The following is a 25,726-nucleotide window of genomic DNA, read 5'->3' on the forward strand; positions in this document are numbered from 1 at the left end:
CTCCTTCCGTTCGGGCCGGCGAGCGCTACTGCGCGCCGGTGTCCGCGCCGGCCGCGGTGCCCGCGGGCTCGGCCGGACCGGGTTCGACGAAGCTGTACGGCGGCAGCGGCCCGTGGACCCGCAGTTCGAGGTGGGGGCGGCCGGCGCGGAGCTCGTCGACGGTGTCCAGGAAGGCCCCGGCGGTGTCCCGGGGCACCAGGTACGACACGTTCAGCAGCCAGCCGGTGGACTCGGGGCCCACGCTGACCGCGGCGGCGGCCGGAGCCAGCAGGCCCCGCACCTCGTCGGCGTCCTCGGCCTCCTTGGCCTTGACGAGGGCGGCGACCATCTCGCCGAGGCGGATCTTGTCGTCGTAGCTGCCCCCGCCGGAGCGGCGGTTGGCCTCGGCGAGGCTCCGCGCCTGGGCGTTCTCGGCCATCACCAGATGCAGCACGGCATCCTCGACATGCGTGGCCTTGACGTTGTACTCGACCTTGCCGTCCAGCTCGCGCAGCCGCTCCGCGTAGTGGTCCGCCCGCTCGGTGAGCACCTGGACGACGGCGTCGTCGTCGGGGGCGACGCTGCCGAACCGCATCGGCAGCACACAGCCGCCGGCGCCGGCCTCGGCGAGCACGTTCTGGTGCGCGAGCAGGTCCCTGCGCTTGGGGCGCAGGTCCTCGGGAGCGTCGCTGACCACGGCGGCGAGGTCGCCGGCCGTGACAACGCGGACGGTCCGGGCCGGCTGGCCCACGCCGGTCGTGCCCTCGGGCAGCGCCGGGTGCGACCGGGCGGTGATCCCGTAGACGTAGGTGCTCACTCCTGCTCCTCCTTACGGCGCGCCGGGGCCTTGCGGGCACGCGGCCGGGACTCGCTCTCCCCTTCCTGACGGGCCTGGGTGAAGGCGTCGGATATGGTCTGGGCGGCGCCGGACAGCGCTCCCTTGGACTTGCCGCGGGCACCGGACTCGGTGACCTCGCCGACGATCTCGGGCAGGCCGGGGCTCTTGTTCGGACCCGACTCCAGGTCGAGGCGGTTGCACGCCTCGGCGAAGCGCAGGTAGGTGTCGACGCTGGCCACGACGACGCGGACATCGATCTTCAGGATTTCGATACCGACCAGGGAGACGCGGACGAACGCGTCGATGACCAGTCCTCGGTCGAGGACCAGCTCGAGCACGTCGTAGAGGCCGCTGCTGCCGCCTCCGCCTCCGGACTGCTGTGCCGGGACAACACTCATGCCGGCGATTCCTCCTCGTGCCTAGTAGGGTGCACGGACTGCGCGGCCGGGGCGCGGCCGGCGGCTCAGCGGCCGCCGCGCGCGTCGGCCCGGCCGCGTTCGTAGCGGCGGACGCGCCGGTATCCGGTGAGCTGGCCCTCGGGGTCCAGCTCCACCTGGTAGCTCGCCATCAGGCTCATGGTGTCGGGCACCCGGGCGAGTTCCAGCACCTCGACCTCGAGTGACCAGCCGTCCTCGGTCTGCTCGAAGGAGGAGACGGTCTCGGGGACGAGCCCGGTGAGTTCCGTGAGCTGGGCGCGCGCCTGGCGCAGCACCTCCATGAGCGCCGGCCGGCGGCCGCCCGCTGTCTTCCGTTCGTCGTCGTGCGTGTCGTGCTTGTCGTGTGCACCGGAATCCGATGCTTGGCTTTCGTGTGAACTCTGTGTTTTCGGTGTGCTGTTTGTGTTCGACATGGCCACCTCTCCCTGCGTGTGGCCGCTCCTCCCTTGGCCAAACCTCAGGAGCGCATGTCATCGAGCCGGCGCCGGGCCGGGCCGAGGGAACGGCCCCGCCGTGGCAGGCCGGCCCACGGCCGGGTGCGGGCCTGTGCGGCGGCGTCGGCGAGAGTCCACCGGCGGGCGTCGAGCGCGGGATCGTCCACTTGCTTCCAGGCTAGGGGCATGGCGACCGGGGCGCCCGGGCGGGCGCGGACGCTGTAGGGGACGACGGCGGTCTGGGCGTAGCCGTTGCGCTGGACGTCGAGGTACAGGCGGCCCGCGCGGTCCTCCTTGCGGGCCGCGGTGGTGAGCAGGTCCGGGTGCCGGGCGGCGGCCAGCCCGGCGACGTCGTGGGCGAAGCCGCGCACCTCCTCGAAGGTCCGGCGGCCGTCCAGCGGGACGACGAGGTGCAGGCCGCGCGAGCCGGTGGTCATGGGCGCGGCGGGCAGGCCCAGCTCGGCCACGCCCGCGCGGCCGGGGAAGAGCACCTTCCCCGGCCGCTGGATCCGCACGGTGCGGCGGCCCGCCCGGACGGTCCGGGCGTCGCCGTGGCTCATCGCACGACCGCCTCCTCCACCAGCAGACGGGCCGCCGCGGCGATGCCGACGGCGTCGATGCCGGCCGCGTGTAGCTGCTCGTCGGGCGCGGCGGAGCCGGGCATGGTGCGCACCGCCAGCCGGACCAGGCGGGGCACCGGCCGGCCGTCGGCGAACGCCTCCGCGACGGCGTCCCCGAGGCCGCCCTCCGGGTGGTGGTCCTCGACGGTGAGCAGACAGCCGGTCTCCTCGGCGGCCCGGCGCAGGGTCCCGGCGTCGACGGGCTTGACCGAGTACGCGTCGATCACGCGCACCCGGATGCCGTCCTCGGCGAGCCGGTCGGCCGCCGCCAGCGCCTCGGGCACGGTGATGCCGGCCGCGACGACCGTCAGCCGGTCGTCCTCGGCGGAGCGCAGCGTCTTGCTGCCGCCGACCGGGAACTCCTCGTCCGGGCCGTAGATCACCGGGGTCTTGCCGCGGGAGGTGCGCAGGTAGCGGATGCCGTCCAGGCCGGCCATGGCCTCGACCAGCCGGGCGGTCTGGTGGGCGTCGCACGGGTACAGCACCGTCGAGCCGTACACGGACCGGAACATCGCCAGGTCCTCCAGGCCCATCTGCGAGGGCCCGTCCTGCCCGATCGCGACCCCGGCGTGCGAGCCGACCAGGTTGATCCCGGAGCCGCTGATGGCCGCCATGCGCACGAAGTCGTGGGCGCGGGTGAGGAACGCGGCGAACGTGGAGGCGTACGGCAGCCAGCCGCGCGCGGCCATGCCGACGGACGTGGCGACGAGCTGCTGCTCGGCGATGTAGCACTCGAAGAACCGGTCGGGGTGCTCCTTGGCGAAGTCCTCGGTGCGGGTGGAGTCGCCGACCTCGCCGTCGAGGGCGACGACGTCGCCGCGCGCGGTGCCGAGCGCGGCCAGCGCCTTGCCGAAGGCGTCCCGCGTCGCGACCTCCTCCCCGAGGTCGTAGCGCGGCAGCCGGACGGCCTCGCGGGTGAGCGAGCGCGGCGCGACGGCGGCCTGCGGCTCGCTCACCCGGATCCGCAGGTCGCGCGAGCCGCCGAGTTCGGCGATGGCGTCCTCGGCCTCGGGCAGCGGCTTGCCGTGCAGTCCCTCGCGGTCCTCGACGGCGGCCACGCCCTTGCCCTTGAGGGTGCGGGCGAGGATCGCGGTGGGCTGCCCGGTGGTGGACAGCGCCTCCCCGTAGGCCCGGTCGATCGCGTCGACGTCATGGCCGTCGATCTCGATGGTGTGCCAGTCGAAGGCCTGGAAGCGGCGGGCGTAGGCGTCCAGGTCGTGGCCGTGCCGGGTGGGGCCGCGCTGGCCGAGCCGGTTGACGTCCACGACGACGATCAGGTTGTCCAGGTGCTCGTAGCCGGCGTGTTCGGCGGCCTCCCACACCGAGCCCTCCGCCAGCTCGCTGTCGCCGCACACCACCCACACCCGGTAGCCGGTGCGGTCCAGCCGCTGGCCGGCGAGGGCGATGCCGACACCGACCGGCAGGCCCTGGCCGAGCGAGCCGGTGGCCGTCTCCACCCAGGGCAGCCGGCGGGGCGTCGGGTGGCCCTCCAGGCGGCTGCCCAGCTTGCGGAAGGTGACCAGCTCGCCGTCCTCGATGGCGCCGGCCGCCTTGTACGCGGCGTACAGCAGCGGGGAGGCGTGTCCCTTGGACAGGATGAAACGGTCGTTGGCGAGGTGGTCGGGGCGTTCGAAGTCGTAGCGCAGGTGGTTCGCGAGCAGGACGGCCAGCAGGTCGGCGGCGGACATCGAGGACGTGGGGTGCCCGGATCCGGCGGCGGCGGACGCCCGGATGCTGTCCACGCGCAACTGCTGTCCCAGTTCGGCGAGTTCATCGGTGTTCATGTGTCTCCTCGGTCTCCTTGCGCGGCGGGGCCGTCCGGGTCGGTACGGCCGCGGTTCCGGTACGGCTGCTGGTCTCGGTGCAGCCACTGGTTCTGATGCGGCCGCTGGTTCCGGTACGGCCGCTCGCTTCGGCGCGGTCGTGCGCTGCGGTACGGCCGGGCGGTGTGCCCGGCGGCGGCGCGGCCACCCGGCGGGTCTCCGGGGCACCCGCGGCGGCCCGGGGCGGCGGGGACGGGCGGCGGCCGGCCGGGCCGGGCGGCACGAGGCCGGCGTCGGCGCCGGCGGTCACGACGCGAGGTCGGCTCACGGTGCGCCTCCGGCGGTGCGGCTCGTCCGAGGTCTTCCGCGTAACCGGGGCCGGGGCACCCAAACTCCGGGCCGGTCACCCGTACGGCAGGCGCCCGCGCGCGCCGGTGCCTTCGCCCCGGCGTTTCGCGCGGGCGCGCCCGGTTACCCGGGCCCGGTCCGGATCACACCCCGGCCTCACCTCACCGGCTGCACACCACCGGCCCGCGCCGCCGGCGTCCCGCGCCGGCCCCACCCCCACGCGGAGGTTTCGCCCATGCCCGAGTACGGCTACTTCCTGGCGGCCGAGGAACACGATCCCGCGGCCCTGGTCGAGCAGGCCCGGATGGCCGAGCAGGCCGGTTTCCAGGCGCTGTGGATCTCCGACCACTATCACCCGTGGAACGACGCGCAGGGCCAGAGCCCGTTCGTGTGGTCGGTGATCGGGGCGCTGTCACAGGCGGTGTCGCTGCCCATCGAGACGGCCGTGACCTGTCCGACCGTGCGCACGCACCCGGCGGTCGTGGCCCAGGCCGCGGCGACCAGCGCGGTGATGACAAACGGCCGCTTCCGGCTCGGCGTCGGCACCGGCGAGGCGCTGAACGAACACATCCTCGGCGACCGCTGGCCTCCGCTGCCCGTGCGGCTGGAGATGCTGGAGGAGTCCATCCACGTGATGCGCCGGCTGTTCACGGGCGAGGAGGTCAGCCACCACGGCACGTACTACACGGTGGAGAACGCCCGCCTCTACACCGTCCCGGACGAGCCCGTCCCGATCGACATCTCCGGCTTCGGCCCGAAGGCGACCGCGCTGGCCGCCCGCGCCGGCGACGGCTACATCACGATGATGCCGGAGGAGGAGATGGTCACCCGGTTCCGCGAGGGCGGTGGCGGGGCCAAACCGGTCAGCGGCGGCACGAAGGTCTGCTACGGCGCCGACCGGGACGCGTGCGTCCGTACGGTGCACCGGCTCTGGTACAACGAGCTGCTGCCCGGCGAGATGGGCCAGGTGCTGCCCTCGCCCCGGCACTTCGAGCAGTTGCACGAGCTGGTCACCGAGGACATGGTCCGGGACAAGGTCGTCTGCGGGGACGACGCCGACCAGCACGTCGGCGCGCTGCGGGCGTTCGCCGACGCCGGGTTCGACCGGGTGTACGTGAACCAGATCGGGCCGGACCAGCGCGGGTTCTTCGACTTCTACCGGACGAAGGTGCTGCCGCGGCTGGCCGGCTGAGCGGGCGGCCCCGCGGACGGGACGGCGGGGCGGCGGGAGCCGGTCGCCCCCGCCGCCCCGCCGTCCGGACCGGGCCGGTGGTGTCCCGGCCTTGGGGGCCCGTGAGACCCGGTGGGTGCTTGTGTCAGGCCCGGTGGGTGCCCGTCAGGCCCGGTGATGCGGGGTGTCGTCCGGCGGGCTGTCCGGCATCGGCGGGTACGGCATGCCCAGCCCCGACGGCGGAGCCCCGGGAGAGGTGCCCCCGACCACGCGGTGCGGGGCGTGCGGCTCGTGCGGCGCGTGTCCGGAGTGGGCGGCGCCGCGCAGGAAGCAGGCCACCGCGCCCAGCAGCGCGCCGGTGATCAGCGCCGCAGCCCAGCCGGGCAGCCCGGCCGCCAGGGCCAGGCCCACCGCGAGGGCCACCGCGCCGCCCGCGTACAGCGCGGCGGCACCCGACGCGGCGTAGAGCATGGCGGTGCGGCGCTGCTTGCGGGACTGCTCGCGCAGTTCGTCGCGTACCGTCTCCCGTGCCACCTGTGCCAGTTCTTCGACAAGGTGCTTGTCCAGATGTTCCAGGTGATCGAAGCGGTCCATGTCCTCGCGGGTACCCGCCCCTCACACCCGGTAACGCCCGGGGGCCGCACGGCGCGGCGGGTCAGCCGCGCATCTCGGCGGTGAGGGCCCAGCGTTCGTGATCGCGCCAGGCACCGTCGACGTAGAGCATGGCTGGCGAGAAGCCCTCCAGGCGGAAGCCGGCGCCCCGGGCGAGGGCGATGGAGGCGGCGTTGCCGGGCTGGACGTTGATCTCCAGCCGGTGCAGCCCCAGCGGCCCGAACGCGTACCCGGTGACCAGCTCCAGGGCCTCGCGCATCAGGCCCCGCCCGGCCGCGTGCGCGAAGGCGCCGTAGCCGAGGGCGCCGCACTGGAAGCCGCCGCGCACGATGTTGTTGATGTTGATGAAGCCGGCGATGCCCCCGCCGTCCCGCTCGCAGACCAGGAACCCGGCGCGGGACGGATCCGCGATCAGCCGGCCCGCGTAGCCGGCGTACGCCTCGTCGCTGTCCGGCGGGAACAGCCACGGCCGGTGCAGGTCCTTGCTCTCCCGGGCCCGCGCGGTGAACTCGGGGCCGTCCTCCAGGGTGAAGGGGCGGATGGCGACCCGGGGACCTGCGGCGAGGTGACGGGACGGAGGGTGCGGCATCCGGCCAGCCTACGGCGTCAGCGCAGCGCCGGCTCGGCGAGGGCCAGCGTGCCCGTGTCCGCGTCCAGCTCCGCCGCGACCCCGAACGGGACCGTCAGTGCCCCGGCACAGTGGCCGAAGCCCACGTCCTCCACCACCGGGACCCCGAGTCCGCCGAGCCGGTCGGCCAGCAGGGGCCGCAGTTCCGCCGGGTCCGCGCACTCCTCCCACGAGCCCAGCAGCACCCCGCGCACCCCGTCCAGCCAGCCGGAGCGCAGGAGTTGGGTGAGATACCGGTCCAGCCGGTACGTCTCCTCCCCCACGTCCTCCAGGCAGAGCAGCCCGCCGCGCGCGGAGGACCGGGAGTGCGGGGTGCCGAGACCGGTCGCGAGCAGGCTGGGGCAGCCGCCGAGGGTCACGCCGCGGGCCCGGCCGGGCACGAGCGCGGCGCCGTCCCAGGCGAGGGTGCGGACCGTCTCGGGCGCGAACAGCGTGGCCCGCAGGTGCTCCTGGGCCCGCGCGTTCTTCAGGAAGTCGGCGCCGGCCGCCATCGGCCCGTACAGCGTGGCCAGTCCCAGCCGGACGGCGATCGCCTCGTGCAGCACGGTGAGGTCGCTGAACCCGACGAAGACCTTGGGTCCGGCCGCCCGCAGCGCGTCCCAGTCGAGCAGGTCGATCATGCGCTGTGCGCCGTAGCCGCCGCGGGCGCACAGCACCGCGTCCACGGAAGGGTCGCACCAGGCGCGCTGGAAGTCGGCGGCGCGGTCCGCGTCCGTGCCGGCCAGGTAGCCGAACTCCGGGTGGCGGTCCAGGACATGGGCGCCGGCCACCGGTTCGAGGTCCCAGCCGCGCAGCACGTCGAGGCCGGCCTGCAGCCGCTCCTCGGGCACGGGCCCGCTGGGGGCGACGACGGCGACCCGGGCGCCGGGGGCCAGCCGGCGCGGTCGTGTCAGTTCCTTCACGGGGCCAGCTCCAGCTTCGCTGCCGGCGGTGTCGGGTCCAGCCCGAACACCTGGGCGTACAGGGACAGTTCGGCTTCCAGGGCGGTCACCATGGTCTCGGCCCGCCGGAACCCGTGCCCCTCGCCGGCGAAGGTGAGGTAGGCGTGCGGCACCCCCCGGCCGGCGATCCGGGCGAGGAAGCGTTCGCACTGGGCGGGCGGGCAGATGACGTCCTGAAGGCCCTGGAGCAGCAGGAAGGGCACGCGCAGCCGGCCGGCGTGGGTGGCCGGAGAGCGTTCGGCGTACCGCTCGGGGACCTCGGCGAGCGGGCCGATCAGCGACTCCAGGTAGCGGGACTCGAAGTCGTGGGTCTCGCCGGGGCCCCAGGTGGCGAGGTCGAGCACCGGGTAGACGATGGTGCCGCAGGCGTAGACGTCGGTCGTGGTCAGGGAGGCCGCGGCGGTCCAGCCGCCGGCGCTGCCGCCCCGGATCGCCAGCCGGGCGGGATCGGCGGTGCCCTCCTCGGCGAGGCCGCGGGCGACGGCCGCGCAGTCCTCGACGTCGACCACGCCCCACTGCTCGCGCAGCCGCTCGCGGTAGGCCCGGCCGTAGCCGGTGGAGCCGCCGTAGTTCACCTCGGCGACCCCGATGCCCCGCGAGGTGAAGTAGGCGATGGCCAGGTCCAGGACGAGCGGTGTCCGGCTGGTGGGACCGCCGTGCGCCCAGATCACGTACGGCGGCAGTTCGCCCTCGGGCGCGGTCCGTTCCGGGTGGTGCGGCGGGTGGACGTGGGCGTGCACCTCGCGGCCGCCGGGACCGGCGAAGGTGCGCACCTTCGGCCGCGGGTAGTAGGCCGGGTCGACGGGGTCGCGGTGGCGGGCGCCGGTCACGCGGGCGCGGCCGGTGGCGGTGTCCAGCTCGACCACCTCGTAGCCGGTGCGCGGGCTCGCACCGACCGCGACGACGCGCTGGCCGTGGGTGGTGAGGGTCGGGGCCCATTCGGTCCACGGTCCGGCGGCGTCCGCGATCTCGCCGGTCTCCGTGTCGAGTATGCCGAGCGCGGTCGGTCCGCGGCCGTGCACGACGGCGAGCAGGCCGTGGTCCAGCGGCGCGAACCAGCGCAGCCCGAGCTGCCACAGGGGTCCGGCGAACTCCTCCTGCCGGGGGCACAGCGGGGTGCCGTCGCGGTAGAGGTTCCACCAGCCGTCGCGGTCGCTCGCGTACAGCAGGGCGCCGTCCGGCGCCCACTCCGCCTGGGCGACGGCCTCCCGGGGTCCGCCGGCGACCGTGCGGGCGTCCGTCAGCCGGCCGTCCGCGCCGACCTCGGCGACCAGCAGCTCCGTGCCGTCCCACGGCATCCGCGGATGGTCCCAGCCCAGCCAGGCGGCCCGCCGGCCGTCGGGAGAGAGCCGGGCGCCGGTGACGAACCGGTGCCGGGGCGCGGTGAGGTGCCGGACGGCGGCACGGTCGGCGGCGGCCGAGCCGTCCAGCGGTACGGCGGCCAGGACCCGGCGCACGTCGTCGGGGCCGTCCCCGGTGAACTCCTCCAGCACGCACCACACTTCGCCGCGGGCGAGGTCGACGCGGGGCTCGGCCCAGCGCAGCCCGCCGCCCACCGGGGAGAGCGGGGTGAGCGGGACCGGTTCGCCGCCGGGCTCGAACCGGTACAGCCGCTGGTCGGCGAAGTGCGTGAAGACGATCAGCGGACGGCCCTCGCGCACGGTCCCGGTCCAGGGCCGGCCGCCGTACTCGATGACCCGGCTGCGCACGTTCCAGGGCGCGGGCAGCACCGGTTCCTCGGTCCCGTCGCCCCGCCGCCGGACCAGGGTGCGCCGGCCGCCCTCGGCGGGCCGGGGCTCGGTCCACCAGATCTCGTCGCCGACGAAGTCCACCCAGTCCGGGCGGCCGTCGTGGGCGGCGGCAAGCGCGGCGTCGACGGGCGACGGCCACGATCCGTACGGTGCCTCGGCCATCTGCTCCCCCTCGTCTAGGCCGACCGCAGGAAGCGGTCGAGGACACGGACGCCGAAGTGCAGCGCCTCGACGGGCACGCGCTCGTCCACCCCGTGGAACAGCGCCTGGTAGTCGAGACCGGCGGGCAGCTTCAGCGGGGCGAAACCATAGCCGGTGATGCCGAGCCGGGAGAACTGTTTGGCGTCGGTGCCGCCCGGCATGCAGTACGGCACCACGTGCCCGCCGGGTGCGAACACCTCGACCGCGGACCGCATCTTCGCGAACAGCGGTGTGTCCACGGGTGCCTGGAGGGCGGTTTCCCGGTGGGCGAACTCCCAGCGCACGTCCGGGCCGGTCAGCCGGTCCAGGGTGGCGGCGAACTCCTCCTCGGTGCCCGGCAGATAGCGTCCGTCCACATAGGCGACCGCCTCGCCCGGGATGACGTTGACCTTGTAACCGGCGTCCAGCATGGTCGGGTTGGCGCTGTTGCGGAGGGTCGGCTCGACCAGCGCGGCGGCCGGTCCCAGCTTCTCCAGCAGCCGGTCCACATCGGTGCGGCCGGTGTCGATGCCGTACAGCGCGGCGAGCGCGTCCAGGGCGGCGCGCACGGTCGGGGTGAGCCGCGGCGGCCAGGCGTGCTCGCCGACGCGGGTGACGGCGGCGGCCAGCCGGGTCACCGCGTTCTCCCGGTTCACCCGGGAGCCGTGTCCGGCCCGGCCGTGCGCGGTGAGCTTCAGCCAGGCGGTGCCCCGCTCGCCCGCGGCGATCGGGTAGATCTCGCGCCCGGAGCCGTCGTGGAAGGTGAAGGCGCCCGACTCGCCGATGCCCTCCGTGCAGCCCTCGAAGAGTTCCGGGTGCCGGCCGGCGAGGAACCCGGAACCGTCCTCGGCGCTGGCCTCCTCGTCGGCGGTGAAGGCGATGACGAGGTCCCGGCGGGGCCGCACGCCCCGCCGGGCCCAGGACCGGACCACCGCGAGGATCATCGCGTCCATGTTCTTCATGTCGACGGCGCCCCGCCCCCACACCACCCCGTCCACGACCTCCCCGGAGAACGGGTGCACCCGCCAGTCGGCGGCCTCGGCGGGTACGACGTCCAGGTGGCCGTGGACCAGCAGCGCGTCGGCGGACGGGTCGGTGCCCTCGATCCGGGCCACCACGTTGGTGCGGCCCGGGGTGCGCTCCAGCAGCAGCGGGTCCAGGCCCGCGCCGGCCAGCCGTTCGGCCGCGTACTCGGCGGCGGGCCGCTCCCGGCAGTCGCCGCCGCCCCGGTTGGTGGTGTCGAGGCGGATCAGCCCGGAGGTGAACTCCACGACCTCCTCCAGGGCCAGCTGATCGGCTCGCGGGTCAGCCATACTGCTCCTCCACGGCGGCGGAGGCGATCGTGGTGACCGCCTTGAACGTCCTGATGCCCTCGTACATGGTGGCGCTGGTGTACGCCGCCTTGCGCTCACCGGTGCGCGCCACGCCGGGAACGACGGTGACGGCCGACGCGAGGTGCTCGGCGTCGAACTCCACGGTGATCGTGAACGGCCCCGCGCTCACCGGTTCCTGACGGACCGCCAGCCCGGCGCCGGCCTTGGCCGCCGCGCGGATGTCGGCCGCCGTGCGGGCCGGGGTCCGGCACACGGCCGCGTACCGGGAGACATGGTCCTTGACGGCGACCTTCGGCGCCCCGGGCGCGTAGCCGAGGGCGTCCTCGCAGGCCACGTCGTCACCGGTGACGAGGACGACGGGAACGCCGTACTCGGCGACGACGTGCGCGTTCAGCAGGCCCTCGCTGGCGCGGACGCCGTTCAGCCACACCCCGGTGATCTGGTTGGCGAGATAGGTGTGGGCGAGGACACCCTCCATGCCGGCGCCCGCGTGGTAGCCGACGAACGCCATGCCGTCGACGTCACCGTGCTGGACGCCCTCCACCATCGACAGCGCCTTGTGCCGGCCGGTGAGCATCTCCACCCGCTCGTCGAGCCGCTCCAGCAGCAGGTTGCGCATGGTCCAGTGGGCCTCGTTGACGAGCACCCGGTCGGCGCCGCCGTCGAAGAAGCCCTCCGCGGCGGCGTTCACGTCCGAGGTGAACATCGACCGGCACCGCTCCCACTGCGGCGTCCCCGGCAGCACGTCGGCGGGCCAGGTGACGCCCGTGGCCCCCTCCATGTCGGCACTGATGAGGATCTTCATGCCGTGTCACGTTACGCGCCGGCCGGCCCACTGGCCACGACCCCGCGGCGGGAAGCGGTGCCGGGTCCCGGTCAGGCCCGGGCGAGGACGAACCAGCGGGCCGGCAGGTCGATACGGGTGCCGTCCGGGAGGTGCTCGGTCTGCGGCACGGCCGTGTCGCCCTCGGCCAGCACGGTGAGGCCGGCCCCGGTGAGCAGGCGCGGGATCTCGTCGTCGGGCGCGTCGGCGGGCTTGAGTCCGTGGTGGAAGACGCGGCGCAGTTTGGGCGGCGGGCCGTCCGGTCCGGCCGCCGCGCGGGCCAGCACCTCCCGGGAGGCGGAGGTCAGCTCCACCACGAAGGCGCGGCCCCGGGCGCCGAGGATCCCGGCGACGGCGGCGGCCACCGCGGGCCGCGCGGCCGGTTCGCTCTGGTGGATGACGGCCCGCATGTAGACGTGGGCGTCGCCGAGCCGCTGGTGCAGGGCGTGTACGGCGGCGGTGTCGGTGAGGTCGAGCTGCTGGAACTCGACGGCCGTCCCGCCGTCCGCGGCGCGGCGGGCGTGTTCGACGGCCGCGTGCGAGAGGTCGACGCCGACCGCGCGGGCGAACCGGGTGGCCAGATACCGGGTCTGGGTGCCGTTGCCGCAGCCTAGGTCGACGATGGTGCGGTCCGGGTCGGCGTGCGACAGGAGCAGTTCGGTGTGCGGTGCGGCGCTCAGGGCGGGATCGGAGTCCCATATCGCCTCGCCCCGGGCGTCGGAGGTCTCGCGCCAGTAACTCTCCCACGCGTTGCGGTAGGTGTCCGAGATGTTCATGCGATCTCCCCACGGTTCGGTTCCGTGCTCGGGATATCGCGCGGAGCGGTGCAGGGGCAAGGGCCGGGCGGCCCTCACCTTCCCGCGTCGGGGACGGTCTGCTCGAACCAGACGGTCTTGCGGCGCCCGGTGGCGCTGGCTCCCCACTCCCGGGCCAGCCGGCTGACCACCCGCAGGCCGCGTCCCGACTCGTCCTCGGGACCCGCGTGCAGCATGGCGGGCAGGGCGGGCTCGTCGTCGGTGACCTCGAACAGCAGCGCGTCGCTGCGCACGATCCGCAGGCCGATCCGGTCGCTCCCGGCGTGCCGTACGGCGTTGGTGACGACCTCGCTGACCAGCAGTTCGGCCGTCTCCACGAGCTGGGGCAGGCCCCAGTTGCGCAGTTGTCCGCGCACCAGGCGGCGGGCCCGGGACGCCTCGCGCGGGTCGGCGTCGAGCCGCCATTCGGCGACGTCGTCGTCGGGGATGCCGTTCAGCCGCGCCATGAGCAGGGCCACGTCGTCCTTGCGTCCGCCGCGGGTGTTCAGCGCGCGGATGATGGTGTCGCAGGCGTCGTCCATCGAGGCCGCGGGGTGGGCGGCGGACTCGCAGAGCGCGGCCAGGCCCTCGCCGATGTCGGAGCCGCGCACCTCGACCAGGCCGTCCGTGCACAGCACCAGCCGGTCGCCGGGCCGGACCTTGACCCGGATCGTCTCGAACGGGACGCCGCCGACCCCGATCGGGGCGCCGGTGGGCAGCCGGAGGAGTTCGCTGTCACCGTCCTCGGCGCGGACCAGCACGGGCGGGATGTGACCGGCGTTGGCCAGGGTGAGTTCGCCGCGGATCGGGTCGTACACCGCGTACAGGCAGGTGGCGAGGTAGTTGTCGCCGAGCCTGCGGGCCAGGTCGTCCAGGTTGCGCAGCAACTGGGCGGGCGGGGTCTCCATGGCGGCCATGGTCTGTACGGCGGTGCGCAACTGGCCCATCATGGCGGCCGAGTTCAGGCCGTGGCCCATCACGTCGCCGACCACGAGCGCGATGCGCGAACCGGGCAGTTTGATGGTGTCGAACCAGTCGCCGCCGATCCGGCCGAGCTGGGCGCCGGGCAGATAGCGGGTGGCGATGTCACAGCCGGCCAGCCGCGGGGTGACCTGCGGCAGCATGCTGTCCTGGAGGGTGTCGGCGACGTTCTCCTGGTAGGTGTACATGCGGGCGTTGTCGAGCACGAGGCCCGCGCGGGCGGCGAGTTCGGCACCGGTGGTGCGGTCCATGTCGTCGAACTGCGGCCGGTCGGGGCGGCGCATCAGCACCATGAACCCGAGGACGACGTTGCGCGCCTTGAGCGGGACGATCAGCAGGGAGCGGCCGTTGATGAGCGGCCGCAGGTCGCGTTTCTCGAACTCGCCGGCGATGCGGTCGCCCAGGTCCTCGGTGACCCGCGGGATGAGGACGGGTTCGCCGGTGACCATGCACCGGTAGAACGGGGTGTGTTCGGGGAAGGCGAAGGCCTCGCCGACCGGCACGGTGTCGTCCCAGCGGCCCGGTTCGTCGTTGTGCTCGACCCACACGCGGTGCATGACGGTGTGGGCGTCCGGCGGGCCGTCCGGGAAGCCCTCGCCGGCCAGCACCGCGGCCCGCAGATGGGTGCCGGCGAAGTCCGCGAACCGGGGCACGGCGGCGCTGGTGACCTCGCGGATGGTCTCGCCGAGGTCCAGGGAGGAGCCGATGCCGGAGCTGACCTCGTTGAGGAACTCCAGCCGCTCGCGGACGGCGGCGTACTCCAGGTCCTGTTCGGCGCCGGCCGGGACCAGGGCGGCCACGGTCCGGTGCGGCGCGGTGACGGAGACCGGGCCGGTTCCGGCGTGGGCGCGGCCCGGACGGCGGGGCACGCCCCAGTCCGGTGTCACCGGCACCCGCTCGAACTGGCTGAACTCCAGGACCGGATAGCCGAGTTCGAGAACCTGCGCGACGATGCGGGCGCTCAGTCCCGGGCCCATGTTGGGCAGGATGTCGGGCAGGCGCCGGGCCAGTTCGTCGGAGGCGGGCAGTTCGGTGTGGCGGGCGAAGCCGGGCGAGATGCGCTCGGCGGTCTCGTCGTCGTAGCCCCGTTCGGCGCGCAGCCGGGTGGCGTCGGCGGCGAGGACGAGCAGCCGGGAGGGGCCGGGGCCGACCAGCGGGTAGGCCCACCACAGCGCGTCGATCCGCTCGCCGCCGGGGCCCGGCCCAGGCGGGCGGAGCCGGGCGCGGCCCGCCGTGGGGTAGCCGTGGCCGCCGAGCGAGGACTCCAGGTCGGGGCCGGGCCCTTCGTAGGCGTCGAAGGCGTCGGGCGCGGGCCGTTCCCCCGGGTCGTGCAGGTCCTCGGGGAAGGCGCCGGAGACGGGCAGCAGGTCCGCCGCCGGCCGTCCGACGGCGTCCTTCCTGTCCACGCCGAACAGGCGCCCCGCGCCGCTGCTCCAGTGGGACACCAGACCGGCGCGGTCGACGACGACCACGGCCAGCGGAATCCGGCCCGCCGCGGTGTCACCGACGCCGCGTCCGGCGGGTGCGTCCCGCTCGCTGCCACGGTCCATGGCCCAGGCCCTTTCTCCCCACGGCTGTCCGCAAACGATCTGTGCCGCCCGCCACTACGGTACGGCGGCGGCCCGTCGCGATGTGTGCCAATCCTGGAATTAGCCGCGCCCAGTGCACCGGCGCACGGCCCGGCGCACGGCGTGCGCCCCCTCAGTCCTCGTGCCCGAGCTGGAGGTCGCGTTCGGTGCGGCCACCGCCCGCGACCTGGAGCACCGTGGCGACCGGCGGGTAACCGGCGGCGATGACGGTGTACTCGCCCGAGGACAGGTCCACGAACCGGAACGTTCCGTCGGCTCCGGTGGTGAGGGTGTCGACGACGTTGCCCGCGGCGTCGAGCAGCGTCACCCGGGCCTCCTCCACGGGACGTCCCCCGCCGGCCTGCACGGTGCCCTTGAGCACGGCGCCGCCGGCGAGTTCGACGTCCTGCCGGGTCTCCCGGGAGGCCTGCACGGTGACCGGGAGGGCGGCGGGCCGGAAGGCGGGGGCGCTGGCGGCGAGGGTGTACTCGCCGGCCACCAGCTCGGTGATGACGTAACCGCCCTCGCGTCCGCTGCGGGTGGTGGCGACGACCTCGCCGTGCACGTTGGTGAGGGTGACGATGGCGTCCCGGACGGGGCTGCCGTCGGCGGTGAGCACACTGCCGGCCAGGCGTCCGGCGCCGCCGAGGACGACGTCGAGTTCGACGGGGCGTTCGCCGACGGTCACGGAGACGGCCTGCGGCTGGTGTCCGCCGGCGGCGGCGATCAGCACGTAGGAGCCGGCGCCGGGGGTGCCGAGCGCGTACCGGCCGTCCTCGCCGCTGGCGCCCCGGCCGACCTGCTGCCCGGCGACGTCGATGAGGGTGAGCGCGGCGCGGGGCACCACGGTGCCGTCGGCGTGCTGCACCGTGCCGCAGACCGGGATCCCGGCGGCGTAGGGCGCGCGCGCCGGCGCGGCGGCCGTCCCGGCCGGCGGCTGGGGACGGGCCTGGGGAATCGGGGCGTTCACGGTCGGCTGCTCCGTTTCGGCGGTGTGGTGGGACACCAGCGGTTTCTCCTTGAGGAAGAAGGCGATGAGCACGCCGAGGACGAGCACCGGGACGAGGTAGAGGAAGATCCGGGGCATCGCGTCGGCGTAGGCGCGGATGTAGGCGTCGCGCAGGGCCGGGGGCAGCGCGTGCACGAGCTGCGGGGTGAGGGACTCGGGGTCGGGCAGGCCGGTGCCCGCGCGCGGGGGCGTCTCGCGGCGCAGGGCCTCGGTGAGCCGGCCGGCGAAGAGGGTGCCGAAGACGGCGGCGCCGACGCTGCCGCCGATCTGCCGGAAGTAGTTGTTGGCGCTGGTGGCGCTGCCGAGGTCGGCGGGGCGCACGGAGTTCTGCACGGCGAGGACCAGGACCGGCATCACCAGGCCGATGCCGGTGCCGAGGACGGCCATCCAGATGCTGTAGTGCAGCCGCGGGGTGCCGGTGTCGAGCCGGGACAGCAGCCACATGCCGACGGCGGAGACGGCGCTGCCGAGCACGGGGTAGATCCGGTAGCGGCCGGTGTGGCTGATGAGCTGTCCGCTGAGCACCGAGGCGCCGACGATCCCGGCCATCATGGGCAGCATCAGCAGCCCGGACCCGGTGGCGCTGGCCCCGTCGACCATCTGCAGGAAGGTCGGCAGATAACTGGCGGCGCCGAACAGGGCCACACCGACGACCAGGCCGACCAGGCCGCTGACGGTGAAGACGGAATCGCGGAACAGCCGCAGCGGGATGAGGGGTTCGGCGGCGAAGCGCTCGGCGACGAGGAACAGCGCGGTGGCGGCCAGGGCGCCGGCGCCGAGGCCGTAGATCTGCCGGGAGTCCCAGGCGTACTCGGTGCCGCCCCAGCTCGTGAGCAGCACCAGACAGGTGGAGGCGGCGGCCAGCAGCAGCGCGCCGGGGACGTCGAACCGGGCGCGCACGCGGGGCCGGGGCAGTTTCAGCACGACGGTGACGACGGCCAGGGTGACCAGGCCGAAGGGCACGTTGATGTAGAAGCACCAGCGCCAGGAGAGGTGGTCGGTGAAGTAGCCGCCGAGCAGCGGGCCGGCCACGGAGGCGAGGCCGAAGGCGGCGCCGATCAGGCCCATGTAGCGGCCGCGCTCGCGGGGCGGCACGATGTCGGCGATGATCGTCTGCACGCCGATCATGAGGCCGCCCGCGCCGACGCCCTGGAGCGCGCGGAAGGCGATCAGCTGGTCCATGCTGCCGGCCCGCCCGGCGAGCGCGGAGCCGAGGACGAAGACGGCGATGGCGAACTGGAAGACGCCCTTGCGGCCGACGAGGTCGCCCAGCTTGCCGTACAGGGGCAGGCCGATGGTGGAGGTGAGCAGATAGGAGGTGATCGCCCAGGACATCTTGTCCAGGCCGTGCAGTTCACCGACGATCTTCGGCAGGGCGGTGGCGACGATCATCTGGTCCAGGGCGGCCAGCAGCAGCGCCAGCATCAGCCCGAAGAAGACCAACCGGACCCGCCTGGGCCCGAGTTCGGCGCCCGGGGGCGGGGGCGGCGGCGCCGCGGCCGGCTCCCGCTCCGCCGCCGGTGCCGCGGCCGGCTCGTGCCGCGCCAGAGTCGTCCCGCCCACGGACCGCTCCCCTCGTCCCACCTGTCACCTGTTCCGCGCGAGGCGACAACTGCGAACGGTGGTGGCGGGTTACGGCGCCGCGGGGCCCGGGGCGGAGATCCACTCGAACCGGTGAAGGGGTCAACCGAGGGTCAACGCCCTTGCGAGAAAAGGATTTTGGGCTACTTCTCCACCTCGGCGGCGAGGTTGGCGAGCAGGGCGTCGTAGATCCGGCCGAGGCCCTTGGGCGCGAAGGTGCGCTCGAAGAAGCCGCCGATGCCGCCGGCGCCCTGCCAGGTGCTGGTGACGACGACCCGGGAGCGGCCCTCGCCGGCGGGGGTGACGCGCCAGGTGGTGACCATGGAGGAGTTGCGGTCCTTCTCGACCAGCTCGCCGTCGGTGGGCTCGCTCACCTCCAGCAGGCAGTCGCGCACCCGCTTGCTGGTGGCCTGCAGCCGCCAGTGGACGACGGTGCCCTCGCCGTCGCCGCCCTCGCGCACCTCGTACGCGCTGAACTGTTCGGGCAGCAGCCGCTGCCGTGTGCCGCGGTAGTCGGCGAGGGCGTCGAACACCTTCTCCGCGTCCGCCGCGACGACCCGCTCCGTAGTGGCCTCGACCTGCGCCATTGCGTTCCTCCAGGACCTGTAGCTCGGGGTTGGGCCAAGCCAACCACCCCGGCGCCCGGCGGCCCAAATCGGGGGGCGCACGATCATGGGAACGTTTGTTCTATTGTGTGCCCAGCGCTACCGAGGAGGCGTCATGCGCTGGGAGAACCTCACCGACGACAGCGACCACGGCCGGGCCGCGGACGCCGCGCTGTTCGGCGCGGACGCCGTGACCACCCGGACGTTCGACGCGCCCGAGTTCCGCGGGATCACCTTCCACGAGGTACGGGCGCGCTCGGTGCTCAACCGGGTGCCGGGCGCCTCCCGCATGCCGTTCGAGTGGACGGTCAACCCCTACCGGGGGTGCACACACGCGTGCGTGTACTGCTTCGCCCGCCGGACGCACGGCTACCTCGACCTGGACACGGGCATCGGCTTCGACACCCAGATCGTGGTCAAGGTGAACGCCCCCGAGGTGCTGCGCCGCCAGCTCGGTTCGCGCCGCTGGCAGGGCGACCACGTGGCGATGGGCACCAACGTCGACTGCTACCAGCGCGCCGAGGGCCGCTACCGGCTGATGCCGGGCATCATCTCCGCGCTCACCGAGCACGCGAACCCGTTCTCCGTGCTCACCAAGGGCACGCTGATCCTGCGCGATCTCGACCTGCTGGTCCGCGCCGCCGAGGTGACGGACGTGGGCGTCTCGGTCTCCGTCGGCTTCCTGGACACCGAGTTGTGGCGCACGGTCGAGCCGGGCACGCCCGCGCCCGAGCGCCGGCTGGAGGTCGTGCGGGCCTTCACGGAGCGCGGCATCGGCTGCGGGGTGCTGATGGCTCCGGTGATCCCGTTCCTCGGCGACCATCCGGACCGGCTGCGGGCCACGGTCCGGGCGATCGCGGCGGCCGGGGCCACCTCCGTCACGCCGCTGGTGCTGCACCTGCGCCCCGGCGCGCGGGAGTGGTTCACGGCCTGGCTCGGGCGGCACCATCCGCACCTGGTGGGGCGGTACGAGCGGCTGTACGCGGAGGGCGCCTACGCGCCGCGCTGGTACCAGCGCCGGATCACCCGTCAGGTACACGAGCTGGCCGAGGAGTACGGCATCGGGCCCACGCGCGCCGCCGTGGCCCGCCGGATCCGCCCGGCCGGTCCGGCGCCGGCCGCCGGGGCGGAACCGGTCCAGCTCAGTCTGATGTGAGCGGGTCCGGGCGCGTTCGGGGGCTTCTCGCGGCCCAATCGGGTCACGTGTCGCGGAGACGTGTTCCGCGGGGTGGCGATACCGGGACGATCCGGCGAGAACCGTGAGCCTCGCGGTTCGCCGTGCCCCTCCGTCCCGGGAGGACCCGTATGAGACCACGCGCCGCCGCGCTGGGCGCGGCCGCCGCCGTGCTGGCGGGCTCGCTGACCACCGCCCCCGCCCGGGCGGCCACCACGACGGCACCGGCGCCCCTCGCCGCACCCGCCGCGCCCGGCCGGACGGCCACCGCCACTCAACCGGCACCTGCCGCCGCCCCGGCGGAGCCCCTCTGGAAGGGCTGTGGCGACCTCGGCCACCCCGCGCTCCAGTGCGCCTCCGTCCAGGTGCCGCTGGACCACACGCGTCCGGCGGGGCGGCGGATCACGCTCGCGCTGTCCCGGGTGCCGCACACCGCGCGGTCCTCAGAGGGACCGTTGCTGGTCAACCCGGGCGGACCCGGTGGCAGCGGGCTGGCGCTCGCCGGGTTCGTCGCCTCGGCCCTGCCGAAGGAGGTGGCGGCCCGGTACGACGTCATCGGCTTCGACCCGCGCGGCGTCGGCCGCAGCACGCCCGCCCTGACCTGCGCGCCCGGCCACTTCGCCGCCGGCCGCCCGGACTCCGTCCCGGCCACCCCCGCGCTGGAGCGGGCCAACCTCGAGCGCGCGCGGTCCTTCGCCGCGGCCTGCGGCCGCGCGTACGCCGACATCCTGCCCTTCATGGACACCGTGAGCGCGGCCCGCGACCTGGACGCCGTGCGCCGCGCCCTGGGCGCGCCGCGGATCAGCTACTTCGGCTACTCCTACGGCACCTACCTGGGCGCGGTCTACGCCAAGCTGTACCCGCGGCGGGTCCACCGCCTGGTGCTGGACTCGGTCGTCGACCCGGCGGGCGTGTGGTACGAGGACAACCTCCGCCAGGACTACGCCTTCGACGACCGCCACCGCGCGCTGATGGCCTGGATCGCCCGGCACGACGCGGTCTACGGGCTCGGCACGGACCCCGCGCGGATCGAGGCCCGCTGGTACGCGATGCGGTCGGCGCTGGCGCGCAGGCCGGCCGGGGGCGAGGTGGGCGCGGCGGAACTGGAGGACACCTTCACGCCCGGCGGCTACTACGACGGCTACTGGCCCCGCCTGGCGCAGGCGTTCGCGGCCTACGCGCGCCGCGGGGAGACCGGACCGCTGGTGGCGGCCTACCGGAGCCTGGGCGCCGTGGACGCCTCGGGCGACAACGGCTACAGCGTCTACACGGCGGTGCAGTGCCGGGACGCCCCCTGGCCGCGCGGCTGGGACCGGTGGCGGGCGGACGCCTGGCGGGTGTACGCGAAGGCGCCGCTGATGGCCTGGAGCAACACCTGGTACAACGCGCCCTGCGCGTTCTGGCCGGCGGCGCCGGGGCGGCCGGTGGACGTCGCGAACGGCGCGCTGCCGCCGGCGCTGCTGTTCCAGGCGACCGACGACGCGGCCACGCCGTACGCCGGCGCGGTCGCGGTCCGCCGGCTGCTGGCCCGGTCCGCCCTGGTGGTCGAGCAGGGCGGCGGCAACCACGGCGTCACCCTGAGCGGCAACGCCTGCCTGGACGGGTACCTGGCCGCGTACCTGGCCGACGGCACGGTACCGCGCGGCGGCGGGCCGGCCGACGCGGTCTGCGCGAAGTCACCGGACCCGCGGCCGCTGCCCGCACGGAAGACGGCGCCGGCGGCGACCCGCGGCGCCATCCTGCACGGCCTGCTGGGCCCGCGTCCCTGACGGCATACCGGTCCGCGCGCGCCGCCGGCGCGGCGACGCGCGCGGAATGCGGACTTTCGGGCGCGGGGGGCGCGTCCCGGAACACACGGCGTGACTCTTCACGCCCTTCTCTTGCACACGTACGAAGGATGTGCCGGCCGAAAAGATCGGGAAGAATCGATCCCCTCCCCGCGGGACGGCGAACTCGGCGAAACAGCGACGGCGCCGTCACGGAATTCGGATATTCCGAAAGGCGGGGTATTTACGGATTCGGTGCCTGAGGAGTGCCATGACGATTTCGGCCGGCGGTGTGCCGCACGCGAAAGGCCCCCTCCCCGCGGGTGACGCCGGCGTGCCGCCCGCCGTCCCCGCGTCCGGCCCGGCGGAGGAGGCGACGGAGGAGGGGGTCCGGGCCGCGGTGGCGCGGGCCGCGGACCATCTGCTGGCCCGGCAGGACACCGCGGGATGGTGGAAGGCCCGTTTCGCGACGGACGTGAGTTACGACGCCCACGACCTCTTCCTCCGCCATCTGCTGGGCGTACTGGAGGAACGTCTGGCCCGGGCGAGCGGCCGGTGGATCCGCTCGCAGCAGAGCGCGGACGGTTCCTGGCCCCTCGTCTTCGAAGGCCCGGGCCATCTGGGGACCACGGTCCAGGCGTACATCGCGCTGCGGCTCGCCGGGGACGGCCCGGACGAGGAGCACATGCTGCGGTGCGCGGCCTGGGTGCGCGAGCAGGGCGGTGCCGCGGCCGGCCCGCTCACGGCGCGTGTCTGGCTCGCCCTCCTCGGCTGGTGGAGCTGGGACGACCTGCCCGAGATCCCGCCGGAGATCATCGCCCTGCCCAGGCGGGCGCCCCTGAACATCTACTCCTTCAGCTCCGTCATGCGCCTGGCGCTGGTCGCCCTCAGCGTCATCAGCGCCCATCGCCCGGTGCGCCCGGCGCCCTTCGGCATCGACGAGCTCTTCGCCGTGCCCGGCACCGCGGGCCGGCCGTCGGCGCCGCCGCCCGACAGCGGCCGGGAGAAGCTGTTCTGGCGGCTGAACGCCGCCGTGCGCACCTGCTCCCGGGCCATTCCCCGCCCGGCGCGCGAAGCCGCGGTGAACGCCTGCGTCCGCTGGCTCCTGGCGCGTCAGGAGCCGGACGGCAGCTGGGGGGCGTGCACGCCGATGACCACGTGGGTCGTCCTCGCCCTGCATCTGCACGGCTATCCGCCGGACCATCCGGTGCTCAAGGCCGCCTGGGGCTTCCTGGAGGACTGCGGCGCGTGGCCCGAGGACGGCGTGCGGGCACTGCACACCGTCCACAGCCCGGTCTGGGACACCTGCCTGTCCACCACCGCGCTCCTGGACGCCGGTCTGGCGGCCGACCATCCCGCGCTGGTCAAGGCCGCCGACTGGCTGCTCACCCGGCAGGCCGACCGGCCCGGCGACTGGGCCGTGCGGCGGCCCCGGCTGGCTCCCGGCGGCTGGGCCTTCCAGTTCCACAACCGGTACTACCCCGACACCGACGACACCAGCGAGGTGGTCCTCGCGCTGCGCCGGGTGAGCCATCCCGACCGGGCACGCGTCGACGAAGCGCTCGACAGGGCGACGCGGTGGTGCCTGGGCATGCAGAGCCGGAACGGCGGGTGGGCGGCGTTCGACGCGGACAACACCAGCACGCTCCCCGCCAGGCTCCCGTTCTTCGACTTCGGCGAGTTCTGCACCGACCCGCCCACCGCCGACATCACCGCCCATGTGGTGGAGATGCTGGCCGCCCAGGGACGGCGCCGCGACCCCCGTACCCGCCGCGGTGTCCGCTGGCTGCTCGGCCGGCAGGAGGCGAACGGCGCGTGGTACGGACGCTGGGGGGTGAACTACGTCTACGGCACCGGCTGTGTGCTGCCCGCCCTCGTGGCCGCCGGAGTCCCCCGCGACCACGCCGCCGTCCGGCGTGCCGTCGCCTGGCTGACGTCGGTGCAGAACGCGGACGGCGGCTGGGGCGAGAGCTGGGAGTCGTACGCCGTCCCGGCCCGCGCCGGCCGTGGCCCGTCCACGCCTTCGCAGACCGCCTGGGCGCTGCTCGCGCTCCTCGCGGCGGGAGAGCGTGAGAGCGCCGTGGCGCGGGACGGGGTGCGCTGGCTGACCGAGCGGCAGACGCCCGCCGGCACCTGGGAGGAGCCGCAGTTCACCGGCGTCCTCGTCCCCCGGGCCGTGGCCGCGCACTACGGGTATTACGGGCACGTCTTCCCCTTGATGGCGCTGGGCCGTTATCTCCGGCAACCCGGTCACCCCCGAGATGCGGCGGTGGGCCGGCCACGACGCGAAGCAACCGGGCCGGACCAGTGACCGGCATTCCTTCTGAAAGGCGCCTTTGTCATGAGTACGGAAACACTGGCGGTCACCTCCGAGTTCTTCGCGCCGCGCCCCGCGATCGACGATCTGCTGTCGGAATTCCTGACGCAGAAGGAACGGTCCGCTCCCGTGCCCGGCCAGTCGGCGCTCATCCGCATTCTGCGTGACTTCATCTCCGGCGGGAAAAGAGTCCGTCCGCTGCTGTGCGTGACCGGCTGGATCGCGGCCGGGGGGCGGGGCGACATCACACAGGCCGTCCGGCTGGCCGCTTCCATCGAACTCGCGCACACCTGCGCGCTCATCCACGACGACATCATGGACGCGTCCGACAGCCGCCGGGGCCGCCCCACGATCCACCGGTCGCTGGCCGACCGGCACCACGTGGCGCGGATGGCGCAGCAGTACGGACTCGGCGGCGCGATCCTGCTGGGCGACCTGGCTCTGGTCTGGTCCGACGAGCTGCTGCACACCACGCTCATGCCGGAGGCCCACCGGGCCAGGGTGCTGCACTGCGTCGACCTCGCCCGGAGCGAACTGATCGCCGGCCAGCACCTGGACCTGCTGACCACCGGCAAGCTGCACGCCAGCCTGGAGACGATGCTGAGCGTCATCCGCTACAAGACCGCCAAGTACACCATCGAGCGCCCCTTGCAGGTGGGGGCGGCCCTCGCCGGTGCCGGACCGGAGGTCATGAACGCCTGCACCGCCTTCGGCATCCCCCTCGGTGAGGCGTTCCAGCTCCGGGACGACGTGCTGGGTGTCTTCGGGGACCCGGACCGGATGGGCAAGTCCCGCCTGGACGACCTGCGCGAGGGCAAGTCCACCAGCCTGATCGTCCACGCCCTGCGCGTCTGCGGACCGGCCCAGGCCGACCGGCTGCACGCGCTGCTCGGCGACCCCGACCTCGGGGAGCGGGAAGCCGCGGAGATCCGGTCCATCCTCACCGGCACGGGAGCCCGGAGAGCCGTCGAGCACATGATCGAGGAGAGGTACCACCAGGCCCTGGACTCGCTGACGGTGGCCCCTTTCCCGCCCAGCGCCATCCGCACGCTGGAGGACGTCGCGGAGGCGGTCGTCCACCGCACGGCGTGACGCCCGGCCCGGCCGGCGACCCGCACCAGGACCCGCCCCGGGCCGTCCACCGGCCCGGCCGACCACGGAGTACGGACCCACAGTGACGACCACGACCGCGCCGGCGGCGGTGCTCCAGAGCGCCTGGCGGGAGATCCGCCTGAGCTGGCTCTTCATCAGCGCCGACCGCTGGACCACCATCTTCCCGGCCACCTGCTTCGTGGTGGCGGCCGTCGTCCACGCCCGGCTGTCCCCGCCCGACGCCGTGCTCACCCTGGCCGGCGGAGCGCTGTACTTCTGGCTGTTCGTCTACGAGCACACGCTGGCCAACCAGCTCGTCGGCGTCGAGGAGGACCGCGTCAACAAGCCGTTCCGGCCCCTGGTGACCGGCCAGAGCACCGTGCGGGGCGCGCGGCTGCGGCTGTACGCGGTCCGGGTCCTCTTCCCCTTGTACGGGTACTGGCTGGGCGTCCTGGAGTGGGCCCTGATGTGGCAGGTCCTCTCCCTGTTGCAGCACGAGTACGGCTGGGGCCGGCACTGGCTGGGCAGGAACCTCTACGCGGGACTCGGGGTCATCGCCCAACTGGCCGCCGCCTGGGGGATGGTCACCGCGGTCACCCCGGACGCCTGGCGCTGGATCGCGACCCTCACGGTCACCGTGACCCTGCTCATGTCGGTGCAGGACCTGCGCGACATGACCGGCGACCGCGCGGTCCGCCGGTCCACGATGCCGCTGGTCTTCGGCGAGACGCCCACCCGGGTCTTCCTGTGCACCGGCTTCGCCGTGGGTCCCGTCGCCATCCACTACTTCCTCATGGAGCCCGCCGGGCGGCACTGGTGGGCCGTCGCCACGGACGTGCTCCTGGGCGGTCTGAGCCTGCTGCTCGCGGTGCGGGTGATGCGGCTGCGCGGGCGCGAACACGACCAGCGCAGCTACCGCCTGGTCGAACAGTGGTACACCCTCGCCCTCGCCGCCTCCGTCTACACCCTGCGCTGACGGG

20 protein-coding genes and 1 pseudogene are annotated in these 25,726 nt (G+C 74.3%); 6 read left to right on the top strand and 15 right to left on the bottom strand.

Annotated elements, in window-relative coordinates:
* Window positions 1-25: 25 nt before the first annotated feature.
* The 5 genes and pseudogenes from ACZ4SV_RS25905 to ACZ4SV_RS25925 form a co-directional block, all read right to left on the bottom strand.
* Window positions 26-796 (bottom strand): GvpL/GvpF family gas vesicle protein, encoded by a 771-nt coding sequence (locus ACZ4SV_RS25905; protein WP_468006788.1) that lies wholly within the window; start codon window positions 794-796, stop codon window positions 26-28.
* Window positions 793-1,215, bottom strand: a complete 423-nt coding sequence (locus ACZ4SV_RS25910; protein WP_365878868.1) for a gas vesicle structural protein GvpA — start codon at window positions 1,213-1,215, stop codon at window positions 793-795. The genes ACZ4SV_RS25905 and ACZ4SV_RS25910 overlap by 4 nt, the downstream gene beginning before the upstream one ends.
* A 65-nt stretch (window positions 1,216-1,280) precedes the next feature.
* On the bottom strand, window positions 1,281-1,667 hold the full coding sequence (locus ACZ4SV_RS25915) for a gas vesicle protein GvpO (RefSeq protein ID WP_365941596.1): 387 nt from the start codon (window positions 1,665-1,667) through the stop codon (window positions 1,281-1,283).
* Between the two features lie 44 nt (window positions 1,668-1,711).
* Window positions 1,712-2,149, bottom strand: a pseudogene (ligD, locus tag ACZ4SV_RS25920) (non-homologous end-joining DNA ligase LigD); the annotation flags it as partial.
* Window positions 2,150-2,244: 95 nt separating this feature from the next.
* Entirely contained in the window at window positions 2,245-4,092 is a 1,848-nt protein-coding gene (locus ACZ4SV_RS25925) for a transketolase (RefSeq protein ID WP_468006791.1), read from the bottom strand.
* Window positions 4,093-4,654: 562 nt separating this feature from the next.
* Between ACZ4SV_RS25925 and ACZ4SV_RS25930 the strand changes: the two genes are divergently transcribed.
* Window positions 4,655-5,611, top strand: a complete 957-nt coding sequence (locus ACZ4SV_RS25930) for an LLM class F420-dependent oxidoreductase (RefSeq protein ID WP_468006793.1) — start codon at window positions 4,655-4,657, stop codon at window positions 5,609-5,611.
* 144 nt (window positions 5,612-5,755) lie between these two features.
* Here the strand turns inward: ACZ4SV_RS25930 and ACZ4SV_RS25935 are convergent, their stop codons facing one another.
* The 10 genes from ACZ4SV_RS25935 to ACZ4SV_RS25980 all read right to left on the bottom strand — a co-directional run bounded on the left by ACZ4SV_RS25935 (window position 5,756) and on the right by ACZ4SV_RS25980 (window position 18,379).
* A complete protein-coding gene (locus ACZ4SV_RS25935; protein ID WP_468006795.1) occupies window positions 5,756-6,184 on the bottom strand; it encodes a phage holin family protein in 429 nt (142 codons plus the stop codon).
* A gap of 61 nt (window positions 6,185-6,245) precedes the next feature.
* Window positions 6,246-6,791, bottom strand: coding sequence for a GNAT family N-acetyltransferase (locus ACZ4SV_RS25940; RefSeq protein WP_365874524.1), 546 nt, complete (start codon window positions 6,789-6,791; stop codon window positions 6,246-6,248).
* Between the two features lie 17 nt (window positions 6,792-6,808).
* The gene (locus ACZ4SV_RS25945; protein ID WP_468006797.1) at window positions 6,809-7,732 is read right to left on the bottom strand and encodes a S66 peptidase family protein; all 924 of its coding nucleotides are present in this window, start codon (window positions 7,730-7,732) and stop codon (window positions 6,809-6,811) included.
* Complete coding sequence (locus tag ACZ4SV_RS25950) at window positions 7,729-9,684, bottom strand: LpqB family beta-propeller domain-containing protein (protein ID WP_468006799.1); 1,956 nt, start codon at window positions 9,682-9,684, stop codon at window positions 7,729-7,731. Before ACZ4SV_RS25950 ends, ACZ4SV_RS25945 begins: the two co-directional genes overlap by 4 nt.
* A 14-nt stretch (window positions 9,685-9,698) precedes the next feature.
* Entirely contained in the window at window positions 9,699-11,015 is a 1,317-nt protein-coding gene (locus ACZ4SV_RS25955) for a M20/M25/M40 family metallo-hydrolase (protein WP_468006801.1), read from the bottom strand.
* Window positions 11,008-11,841 (bottom strand): M55 family metallopeptidase, encoded by an 834-nt coding sequence (locus ACZ4SV_RS25960; RefSeq protein ID WP_468006803.1) that lies wholly within the window; start codon window positions 11,839-11,841, stop codon window positions 11,008-11,010. The genes ACZ4SV_RS25955 and ACZ4SV_RS25960 overlap by 8 nt, the downstream gene beginning before the upstream one ends.
* A 71-nt stretch (window positions 11,842-11,912) precedes the next feature.
* On the bottom strand, window positions 11,913-12,635 hold the full coding sequence (locus tag ACZ4SV_RS25965) for a methyltransferase domain-containing protein (RefSeq protein WP_468006805.1): 723 nt from the start codon (window positions 12,633-12,635) through the stop codon (window positions 11,913-11,915).
* 74 nt (window positions 12,636-12,709) lie between these two features.
* Window positions 12,710-15,184: an ATP-binding SpoIIE family protein phosphatase gene (locus ACZ4SV_RS25970; RefSeq protein WP_468006807.1), complete on the bottom strand. Its 2,475-nt coding sequence runs from the start codon at window positions 15,182-15,184 to the stop codon at window positions 12,710-12,712.
* Between the two features lie 151 nt (window positions 15,185-15,335).
* Window positions 15,336-17,774: an MFS transporter gene (locus tag ACZ4SV_RS25975; protein WP_468006809.1), complete on the bottom strand. Its 2,439-nt coding sequence runs from the start codon at window positions 17,772-17,774 to the stop codon at window positions 15,336-15,338.
* A 161-nt stretch (window positions 17,775-17,935) separates the two neighbouring features.
* Window positions 17,936-18,379, bottom strand: coding sequence for an SRPBCC family protein (locus ACZ4SV_RS25980; protein WP_365874508.1), 444 nt, complete (start codon window positions 18,377-18,379; stop codon window positions 17,936-17,938).
* A 133-nt stretch (window positions 18,380-18,512) separates the two neighbouring features.
* Here ACZ4SV_RS25980 and ACZ4SV_RS25985 point away from each other — a divergent pair, with 133 nt between their 5' ends.
* The 5 genes from ACZ4SV_RS25985 to ACZ4SV_RS26005 all read left to right on the top strand — a co-directional run bounded on the left by ACZ4SV_RS25985 (window position 18,513) and on the right by ACZ4SV_RS26005 (window position 25,722).
* Window positions 18,513-19,553, top strand: coding sequence for an Rv2578c family radical SAM protein (locus ACZ4SV_RS25985; protein WP_397968826.1), 1,041 nt, complete (start codon window positions 18,513-18,515; stop codon window positions 19,551-19,553).
* A 149-nt stretch (window positions 19,554-19,702) separates the two neighbouring features.
* On the top strand, window positions 19,703-21,340 hold the full coding sequence (locus tag ACZ4SV_RS25990) for an alpha/beta hydrolase (RefSeq protein WP_468006810.1): 1,638 nt from the start codon (window positions 19,703-19,705) through the stop codon (window positions 21,338-21,340).
* A 268-nt stretch (window positions 21,341-21,608) separates the two neighbouring features.
* Window positions 21,609-23,648 (top strand): squalene--hopene cyclase, encoded by a 2,040-nt coding sequence (shc, locus tag ACZ4SV_RS25995; protein ID WP_468006812.1) that lies wholly within the window; start codon window positions 21,609-21,611, stop codon window positions 23,646-23,648.
* 30 nt (window positions 23,649-23,678) lie between these two features.
* Entirely contained in the window at window positions 23,679-24,746 is a 1,068-nt protein-coding gene (locus tag ACZ4SV_RS26000; protein WP_468006814.1) for a polyprenyl synthetase family protein, read from the top strand.
* Window positions 24,747-24,828: 82 nt separating this feature from the next.
* Window positions 24,829-25,722 carry a UbiA family prenyltransferase gene (locus ACZ4SV_RS26005; protein WP_468006816.1) on the top strand — a complete coding sequence of 298 codons (894 nt, stop codon included), beginning with the start codon at window positions 24,829-24,831 and terminating at the stop codon, window positions 25,720-25,722.
* The last annotated feature ends 4 nt before the right edge of the window (window positions 25,723-25,726 follow it).

Source organism: Streptomyces sp. NPDC027672, assembly GCF_055566335.1.

Excerpts from the sequence above, each read along its gene's own strand:
- ACZ4SV_RS25970 (WP_468006807.1), bottom strand. The coding sequence starts at position 15,184 with ATGGACCGTGGCAGCGAGCGGGACGCACCCGCCGGACGCGGCGTCGGT.
- ACZ4SV_RS25965 (WP_468006805.1), bottom strand. The coding sequence starts at position 12,635 with ATGAACATCTCGGACACCTACCGCAACGCGTGGGAGAGTTACTGGCGC.
- ACZ4SV_RS25935 (WP_468006795.1), bottom strand. The coding sequence starts at position 6,184 with ATGGACCGCTTCGATCACCTGGAACATCTGGACAAGCACCTTGTCGAA.
- ACZ4SV_RS25940 (WP_365874524.1), bottom strand. The coding sequence starts at position 6,791 with ATGCCGCACCCTCCGTCCCGTCACCTCGCCGCAGGTCCCCGGGTCGCC.
- ACZ4SV_RS25980 (WP_365874508.1), bottom strand. The coding sequence starts at position 18,379 with ATGGCGCAGGTCGAGGCCACTACGGAGCGGGTCGTCGCGGCGGACGCG.
- ACZ4SV_RS25960 (WP_468006803.1), bottom strand. The coding sequence starts at position 11,841 with ATGAAGATCCTCATCAGTGCCGACATGGAGGGGGCCACGGGCGTCACC.
- ACZ4SV_RS25910 (WP_365878868.1), bottom strand. The coding sequence starts at position 1,215 with ATGAGTGTTGTCCCGGCACAGCAGTCCGGAGGCGGAGGCGGCAGCAGC.
- ACZ4SV_RS25950 (WP_468006799.1), bottom strand. The coding sequence starts at position 9,684 with ATGGCCGAGGCACCGTACGGATCGTGGCCGTCGCCCGTCGACGCCGCG.
- ACZ4SV_RS25915 (WP_365941596.1), bottom strand. The coding sequence starts at position 1,667 with ATGTCGAACACAAACAGCACACCGAAAACACAGAGTTCACACGAAAGC.
- ACZ4SV_RS26000 (WP_468006814.1), top strand. The coding sequence starts at position 23,679 with ATGAGTACGGAAACACTGGCGGTCACCTCCGAGTTCTTCGCGCCGCGC.
- ACZ4SV_RS25930 (WP_468006793.1), top strand. The coding sequence starts at position 4,655 with ATGCCCGAGTACGGCTACTTCCTGGCGGCCGAGGAACACGATCCCGCG.
- ACZ4SV_RS25955 (WP_468006801.1), bottom strand. The coding sequence starts at position 11,015 with ATGGCTGACCCGCGAGCCGATCAGCTGGCCCTGGAGGAGGTCGTGGAG.
- shc (WP_468006812.1), top strand. The coding sequence starts at position 21,609 with ATGACGATTTCGGCCGGCGGTGTGCCGCACGCGAAAGGCCCCCTCCCC.
- ACZ4SV_RS25990 (WP_468006810.1), top strand. The coding sequence starts at position 19,703 with ATGAGACCACGCGCCGCCGCGCTGGGCGCGGCCGCCGCCGTGCTGGCG.
- ACZ4SV_RS25925 (WP_468006791.1), bottom strand. The coding sequence starts at position 4,092 with ATGAACACCGATGAACTCGCCGAACTGGGACAGCAGTTGCGCGTGGAC.
- ACZ4SV_RS25985 (WP_397968826.1), top strand. The coding sequence starts at position 18,513 with ATGCGCTGGGAGAACCTCACCGACGACAGCGACCACGGCCGGGCCGCG.